Annotated in this window: 8 protein-coding genes; 6 read left to right on the forward strand and 2 right to left on the reverse strand. The window is 70.1% G+C overall.

Translation table 11 applies throughout. From position 1 onward, the window contains the following. Positions 1 to 140: 140 nt before the first annotated feature. From ACZ6DT_RS04860 to ACZ6DT_RS04880, 5 genes are all read left to right on the forward strand, one after another. Positions 141 to 449: a WhiB family transcriptional regulator gene (locus tag ACZ6DT_RS04860; protein WP_465588641.1), complete on the forward strand. Its 309-nt coding sequence runs from the start codon at positions 141 to 143 to the stop codon at positions 447 to 449. A gap of 214 nt (positions 450 to 663) precedes the next feature. Then, positions 664 to 1017 carry an STAS domain-containing protein gene (locus ACZ6DT_RS04865; protein ID WP_125790422.1) on the forward strand — a complete coding sequence of 118 codons (354 nt, stop codon included), beginning with the start codon at positions 664 to 666 and terminating at the stop codon, positions 1015 to 1017. Between the two features lie 54 nt (positions 1018 to 1071). Further along, positions 1072 to 1857, forward strand: coding sequence for a metal-dependent hydrolase (locus ACZ6DT_RS04870; protein WP_465588863.1), 786 nt, complete (start codon positions 1072 to 1074; stop codon positions 1855 to 1857). 107 nt (positions 1858 to 1964) lie between these two features. Beyond that, positions 1965 to 2522, forward strand: coding sequence for a TetR/AcrR family transcriptional regulator (locus tag ACZ6DT_RS04875; protein ID WP_465588644.1), 558 nt, complete (start codon positions 1965 to 1967; stop codon positions 2520 to 2522). A gap of 115 nt (positions 2523 to 2637) precedes the next feature. Beyond that, positions 2638 to 3030, forward strand: coding sequence for a hypothetical protein (locus tag ACZ6DT_RS04880; RefSeq protein WP_465588647.1), 393 nt, complete (start codon positions 2638 to 2640; stop codon positions 3028 to 3030). Between the two features lie 42 nt (positions 3031 to 3072). Here ACZ6DT_RS04880 and ACZ6DT_RS04885 read toward each other — a convergent pair whose 3' ends face one another. Beyond that, on the reverse strand, positions 3073 to 4710 hold the full coding sequence (locus ACZ6DT_RS04885; RefSeq protein ID WP_465588650.1) for an ABC transporter permease: 1638 nt from the start codon (positions 4708 to 4710) through the stop codon (positions 3073 to 3075). Next, positions 4707 to 5603, reverse strand: coding sequence for an ABC transporter ATP-binding protein (locus ACZ6DT_RS04890; RefSeq protein ID WP_465588653.1), 897 nt, complete (start codon positions 5601 to 5603; stop codon positions 4707 to 4709). Before ACZ6DT_RS04890 ends, ACZ6DT_RS04885 begins: the two co-directional genes overlap by 4 nt. Before the next feature lie 94 nt (positions 5604 to 5697). Here ACZ6DT_RS04890 and ACZ6DT_RS04895 point away from each other — a divergent pair, with 94 nt between their 5' ends. Beyond that, a complete protein-coding gene (locus tag ACZ6DT_RS04895) occupies positions 5698 to 6201 on the forward strand; it encodes a GbsR/MarR family transcriptional regulator (RefSeq protein ID WP_457958765.1) in 504 nt (167 codons plus the stop codon). Positions 6202 to 6333: the final 132 nt, after the last annotated feature.

Below are 6333 nucleotides of genomic sequence, written 5' to 3' on the forward strand. Positions count from 1 at the left end.
TGTTCCTCTCTCGAGCAGCGCTGCCGGTCCGGTGCTGGATCACTTCCCTGGGTGTGAGCAAACCAAACCCACGTTTGACGCGCGCAGGGGGCGGGCATGTAACCCGCGACTAACGATCTCCTGGGAAGGCGGGGACCGACATGGCTGACGTGAGCCGGCTGCCGAACGTGGTGGCGGAAGAGTGGGATTGGCAGCTCCGTGGGTCGTGCCGAGGTGCCGACAGCAGCTTGTTCTTTCACACGGACAACGAGCGTGGTTCGGCCCGCGAGCGGCGCGAATCGCGGGCCAAGGCGATCTGCCAGGCCTGTCCCGTACTGGCGCAGTGCCGTAAGCACGCGCTCGCGGTCCAGGAGCCCTACGGCATCTGGGGAGGTCTGGGCGAGATCGAGCGCCGCGAGCTCTTCCTCCAGGAACGCCGCGCCGGGCGCAAGACGTTGACCGCGCATTGAGCGCGTCCCGGGCGCCGGTCGGCGACGCGCGCGACGGTGCTCGCGGCGCCCCGTCCGGACTGGGTTAGGGTTGGGGCTGTCGTTGCGGGGACAGCCACGCTTACCCGCCGAGGAAGAGCGTGCGTCCGTGTCCGGACTGGGCGCGGCCGTCGCTTGAGACCACAGGCGCGTTCCGGCGCTGAGCGTCGGTTCTCACCTGATGAGGAGAATGTGCATGCCCGCAGCGGACCAGAACACCACGCCGCCCGGTTTCAGCATCACGCTGGACGCCGACGCGTCTGAACCGCGTGTGGTGGTCACCGGTGAGCTCGACCTGCTGACGAGCCCGCAGCTTCAGGAGACCCTCGGGGCCCTGATCACGGACAAACCGTCGGGCCGGGTCGTCGCCGACCTGACCGGCGTGACCTTCTTCGACTCTTCGGCGCTGAACGTAGTGCTCCAGGCACAGCGTCAGGCCGCCGAGAAGGCGGTCGAGCTCGAAGTGGTGCCCAGCCCGCAGGTGAGCCGAGTGATCGAGCTCACCGGCGTCGCCGAGCACCTCAGCGTGTCGGAGGAGCCTCCCGCCTGATCCCCCGCTACGGTCGTGGGCTCGTGATCCGCGACACCTGGGGGCTGCACGATGATGGGGCGGACGCATGCCCTGACCGGCTGGTGCGCGGGGCTCGCGCTCGCACCCGTGGTCGGCGCGGGCACGGTGCACCAAGCGGTCGTGTTCGCCGCGACCACGGCCGGTTTCGCCCTCCTGCCCGACCTCGACCACCCGGGCGCCAGCGCGTCGAAGCTGCTCGGCTGGTTCACCGGCGCGATCTCGTGGCTGCTTCGCCGAATTTCCGCGGCTATCTACGCGCTGACGAAGGGGCCTCGGGACGAGAAGGTCACCGGTCAGCATCGGCATCTCTCGCACACCGTGCTGTTCGCCGTCGGCCTCGGCTTCCTGACCTCCTGGGGCGCCACCGAAGGCGGACCGTGGGCGGTGTTCGGCGTCGTCGTCCTCGGCCTGCTGCTCGCGGAAGGCGCGCTCGGCGACTGGCTCCTGCCGGTCAGCGGAGCCGCTGTCGCGTGGTGGGTGTGGACCGCCCCGCCGGACAAGGCGGCGCAACTCGCGGAGATCTCCGGCTGGCTCGGCGTCGCCGTCGCGGCCGGGTGTTTCGTGCACTGTCTCGGGGACGCGCTGACCGAGTCCGGTTGCCCGTTCCTGTTCCCGATCCCCATCGCGGGTGAAACCTGGTACGAGATCCGGCCGCCGAAGCCGCTGCGGTTCCGCACCGGCAAGAACGTGGAGAACCGGCTGATCTTCCCGGTGTTCGCGGTCGCCGCGGTGGTGCTGATCCCGGGCGTCTGGGAGTACCTGTTCACCACGGTCCAGGGGCTGCTCACGCCGGACGGGACGCAGACCGCGGTGCGCTGAGCTTTTCGGGTGCCCGGGGATCGCCGCGGATCCCTTTCAGGTCCCGGAATGCCCTCGCCGACGGCGGCGTTGAATCGGAACGCCGGACCCGGTTGAGGAGGGGAACAGTGGACAAGCCCGTGCTGCGCGCCGACGCGCGCCGCAACCGAGCGAAGGTGCTCGCAGCCGCCGAAGAGGCCTTCGCCGTCAACGGCCTCGCCGTCCCCCTCGACGAGATCGCCCGCATCGCCGGTGTCGGCGCGGGCACGGTGTACCGGCATTTCCCCAGCAAGGAAGCGCTCTTCCAGGCCGTCGTCCTGGACCGGCTCGAGCAGTTCGCGCGGGAAGCACGCGACCTGCTGGCCGCCGAAGACCCCGGTGAAGCCTTCTTCGACTTCTTCAAACGCGTCGTCCAGCAGGCGTCCCGCAACCGGGCGCTGTGCGACGCGCTCGCCGAGACGACCGGGCTCGGTTTCAAAGCGAGCGCCGGCAACGATTTCCGGTCGGCGACGCAGGCGCTGTTGACGCGGGCTCAGGCCGCGGGCGCGGTGCGCGAGGACATCGACGGCGACGACCTGCGCGCCCTGATCGCCGGTTGCCTCGCCACCGAACGGTATTCGCTCGAGGAACGCCACCTGGTGCGGATCGTGGTCGACGGATTACGCACGCTGCGTGACAGAACGTAAGATCGAGACGCCGCTCGAGTCACCGGCCACCTCGACGACGCTCCCGCCCGCCACGACCACGGGATTCCGGAGCGGCTGATGCAACCCCGACGGCCCTTCGCGTCGTCTGCCCGGTATGCGGCGGCTACCCGTTTTCCTGCTCCTGCTCGCGACCTTGACCGCGTGCCATCCCGGCGACAAGGCCTGTCCCGCCATCGGCCTGTCGGAGGGGATCTCCCTCGCCATCCCGCCGGAAGTGGCCGCCGGTGTCACCCGTGTGTCGCTGGAGTTGTGCTGGGGCGGTGACTGTGTGACCGAGTCCGCGCCCGGCGGCGCGCACGTCTTCATCCCGACCCGGGGCCTGCCGACCACGCCGGTCAGGACCACGGTGACCTTCGACGACGGGAAACCCCACGTCCTCGACGTGACCCCGGTGATCGCCTACCCCGCGGGCGAAGACTGCGGAGGTGGCGTGCCGGTCGCGAAACTGGTCGTGACGCCCGGCGGTGAAGTACGGCAAGGACCGTGAAGGCCGCCCCCGATGAACGGCCTCCACGGCCATCCCCTGTGGCTAGCCGACGTCGCGACGCCGCCAGCCCATGAGCCCGGCCACGAGCGCCACCACGGCGACCCCGGTCAGCCAGACCAGCGGTGTCGCGGTGAACTCCGCGGCGGGCAGTTTCGGCACGTGCGAGAACGGTGAGACGTCCAGCAGCACCTGCGGCAGGTTCAGCACCGGGCCGAACAGGCTGAGCAGCAAGGCCAGCCCGGCGATCGCCCACGCCGCCGTCGAGAGCTTCGCCGCCAGGCCGAAGAGCGTCACGGCCAGGCCGATGATCACCCACACCGCGGGAAGCTGCGCCAGCGAAGCGACCACCATGTCCCCGACCGGGTCGGAGACACTGCCCGCCCGCATCCCGTTCGACAGTCCCAAGAGGACACCGCTGAGGACCATCATCAGCGCCGTGCCGCCGAACGCGAACACGAGATGGCTTCCCAGCACCCGCAGCCTGCCCACACCCGTCGCGAGCAGCGGCTCGATCCGGATCGCGGTCTCCTCGGCGCGGATCCGCAACGCCGCCTGCACCCCGTACAGCGCGACGACCATGGCGAACAGGCCGGTCATCGCCGCCATGAAGGCGTCGATCAGCCCGTCGGTGCCGCCGAGGCGCTGGAAGATCTCCTTCGCCTGCCGGCTTTCCCCGACGACGTCGCCGATGCCGCTCGCGACCGAGCCGAACACCGCGGCGCACACCGCCGTGCCGATCAGCCAGCCGATCAAGGGACCCCGGTGCAGCCGCCACGCCAGCGCGAACGGGCTGCGCAGCGAGGCCGTCGCTCCGGCGGGGCCGGGACGCGGCGGGACGATGCCGGTGCCGACGTCGCGCCGCGGGAGCAGCGTGTAGCCGATGGCGCCGACGACGACGGTCGCGGCCAGTGGCAGCAGGAAGACCCACCAGCGCTCGCCGGCGAACGGCCGGATCTGCTGCGCCCACCCGAACGGGGACAGCCAGGAGACCCAGGTCGCGGCCGAGGTCGAGTCGCCGACCGCGCGCGCCAGGAACGCGACACCGACCGCGGTGGCGCCGATCCCGTTGGCCGTCCTCGAGTACTCGGCCACCTGGACGGCGACCGCCGCGACGGCCGTGAAGACCAGTCCGGTCGCCGCCGTGGCGGCGCCGAGCGCGAGCGCGCCGTCGGCGGGCAGCTTCGCGCCGATCATCAGCCCGGTCTCGACTCCTCCGATGAGGACACTCGCCCCGGCGGACACCAGCACACCCGCGGTGAGCGGGGCGTACCGGCCGACCACCGCGGAAGCCAGCAGTTCCGCGCGGCCGGTGTCCTCCTCGGCCCGGGTGTGCCGGGTGACGGTGAAGACCGCCATCAGCGCGACGACCAGGGCGAGGAAACCACCGAGCCGCCACGCGGTGAACCCGCCCGCGGTCGAGAGGTCGAAGGCCGGGCCGTAGATCAGCGAAAGCGACGGGTTCGCGCCCATGCTCGCGGTGAGCCCGGCCCGTTCGGCGGCCGTCGGGTACAGCGTTTCGAACGTCCCGGAGGACGTCGAAGGCATGATCCCGAGCAGAACGATCCAGATCGGCAGGACGATCCGGTCCCGGCGCAGCGCCAGCCTGGTCAGCTGCCAGGTGCCGGCCAGCCCGTGCGCCGGTCCGGCGACGGTCACCGGGCGGTCCGGCGTCGCAATCATTTCGCGCTCGCTTCGGCGGTGTAGTGGCGAAGGAACAGCTCTTCGAGCGTCGGCGGCCGGCTGGTCAGACTGCGGACGCCGACCTGGGTGAGCTGGCGCAGCGCGTCGTCGAGGGAACGGGTTTCGACATCGAAGCGGACCCGGTTGCCCTCGATCTTGAGGTCGTGGACGTTCGCCAGTTTCGTCAGCCCGTTCGGCGGGCCGGCGAGTTCGGCGGAGATCGACGTCCTGGTGAGATGCCGGAGTTCGGCCAGCGTGCCGGTCTCCACGGTGTGCCCGTTGCGGATGATGCTGACCTTGTCGCAGAGCGCCTCGACCTCGGCCAGGATGTGGCTCGACAGCAGCACCGTGCGGCCCTGCTCGCGCTCCTCCTGGATCGCGTATTGGAAGGTGGCCTCCATCAGCGGATCGAGACCGGACGTCGGCTCGTCGAGGATCAGCAGGTCCACCTGTGCGGCCAGCGCGGCCACGATCGCGACCTTCTGCCGGTTGCCCTTGGAGTAGGTGCGCCCCTTCTTCTTGGGGTCGAGGTCGAACCGTTCGATCAGCTCCTTGCGGCGGCGCTGATCGAGCCCGCCCCGCAGCCGTCCCAGCAGATCGATCACCTCGCCGCCGGAGAGGTTGGGCCAGAGGTTCACGTCGCCGGGGACGTAGGCGAGGCGCCGGTGCAGACTCGCCGCGTCCTTCCAGGGGTCGCCGCCGAGCAGTCGGACGTCGCCCGAGTCCGCGTGGAGCAGACCGAGCAGGACCCGGACGGTGGTCGACTTCCCCGCGCCGTTCGGGCCGAGGAAGCCGTGCACCTCCCCGGCGGGTACCTGCAGGTCAAGGCCGTCCAAAGCCTTGGTCCGGCCGAAGGATTTGTGGAGGCCGGAGATGGAGATGGCGTTTTCCATGCGGCTGAACGTACAGTGATTTCACGAAGTTGTGAAGTTAAGAAAACATATGGATGATGTGATCACTCTGGAGGATGTACGAGAGGATGTGCCCATGACGACGACGCCTGAGAGTGCTTCGAGCACCCAGAGAGACGAGGACGCCGTCCGCCGTTACGTGGAGCACCTGGGCCTCACGCTTTCCCAGATCGGGATGCAGCGGATGCCCGCCAGGGTGTTCGCCGCGTTGATGACCACCGACGCCGGCCGCCTCACCGCGGCCGAACTGGCCGACCAGCTCTCGGTGAGCCCCGCCGCGATCTCGGGGGCCGTGCGGTACCTGGAACAGATCGGCCTGGTAGCCAAGGAACGCGAGCCCGGCTCACGCCGCGACCACTACCGGCTCTTCGACGACCTCTGGTACGCCACCTTCATGAAACGCGACCGCATGATCACCATGTGGCGCGACGCGGCCGACGAGGGCGTTTCGGCGCTCGGCGCGGACACGCCCGCGGGTGAGCGGGTCGCCGAGATGCGCGACTTCCTGAGCTTCATGGTCAAGGAGCTCAACGACATGTACGCGAAATGGCACGAAATGCGGGCCGAAAAGGGCAAGTGAGCGGGGAGCCGCGATGGCCGTTCGGTACAGGTGGTCGTGGGGGGGGGGGGGGGGGGGGTGCGGCAGCGGCCCCCCCCCCCCCCCCCCCCCCCCACAACACCCCCCCCCACCCCCACACCCACAATACCACCC

The sequence above is a fragment of the Amycolatopsis sp. NPDC041971 genome, assembly GCF_055588925.1.

Coding starts and splice junctions, on each gene's coding strand:
- ACZ6DT_RS04860 (WP_465588641.1), top strand. CDS start 141: ATGGCTGACGTGAGCCGGCTGCCGAACGTGGTGGCGGAAGAGTGGGAT.
- ACZ6DT_RS04865 (WP_125790422.1), top strand. CDS start 664: ATGCCCGCAGCGGACCAGAACACCACGCCGCCCGGTTTCAGCATCACG.
- ACZ6DT_RS04870 (WP_465588863.1), top strand. CDS start 1,072: ATGGGGCGGACGCATGCCCTGACCGGCTGGTGCGCGGGGCTCGCGCTC.
- ACZ6DT_RS04880 (WP_465588647.1), top strand. CDS start 2,638: ATGCGGCGGCTACCCGTTTTCCTGCTCCTGCTCGCGACCTTGACCGCG.
- ACZ6DT_RS04885 (WP_465588650.1), bottom strand. CDS start 4,710: ATGATTGCGACGCCGGACCGCCCGGTGACCGTCGCCGGACCGGCGCAC.
- ACZ6DT_RS04890 (WP_465588653.1), bottom strand. CDS start 5,603: ATGGAAAACGCCATCTCCATCTCCGGCCTCCACAAATCCTTCGGCCGG.
- ACZ6DT_RS04895 (WP_457958765.1), top strand. CDS start 5,698: ATGACGACGACGCCTGAGAGTGCTTCGAGCACCCAGAGAGACGAGGAC.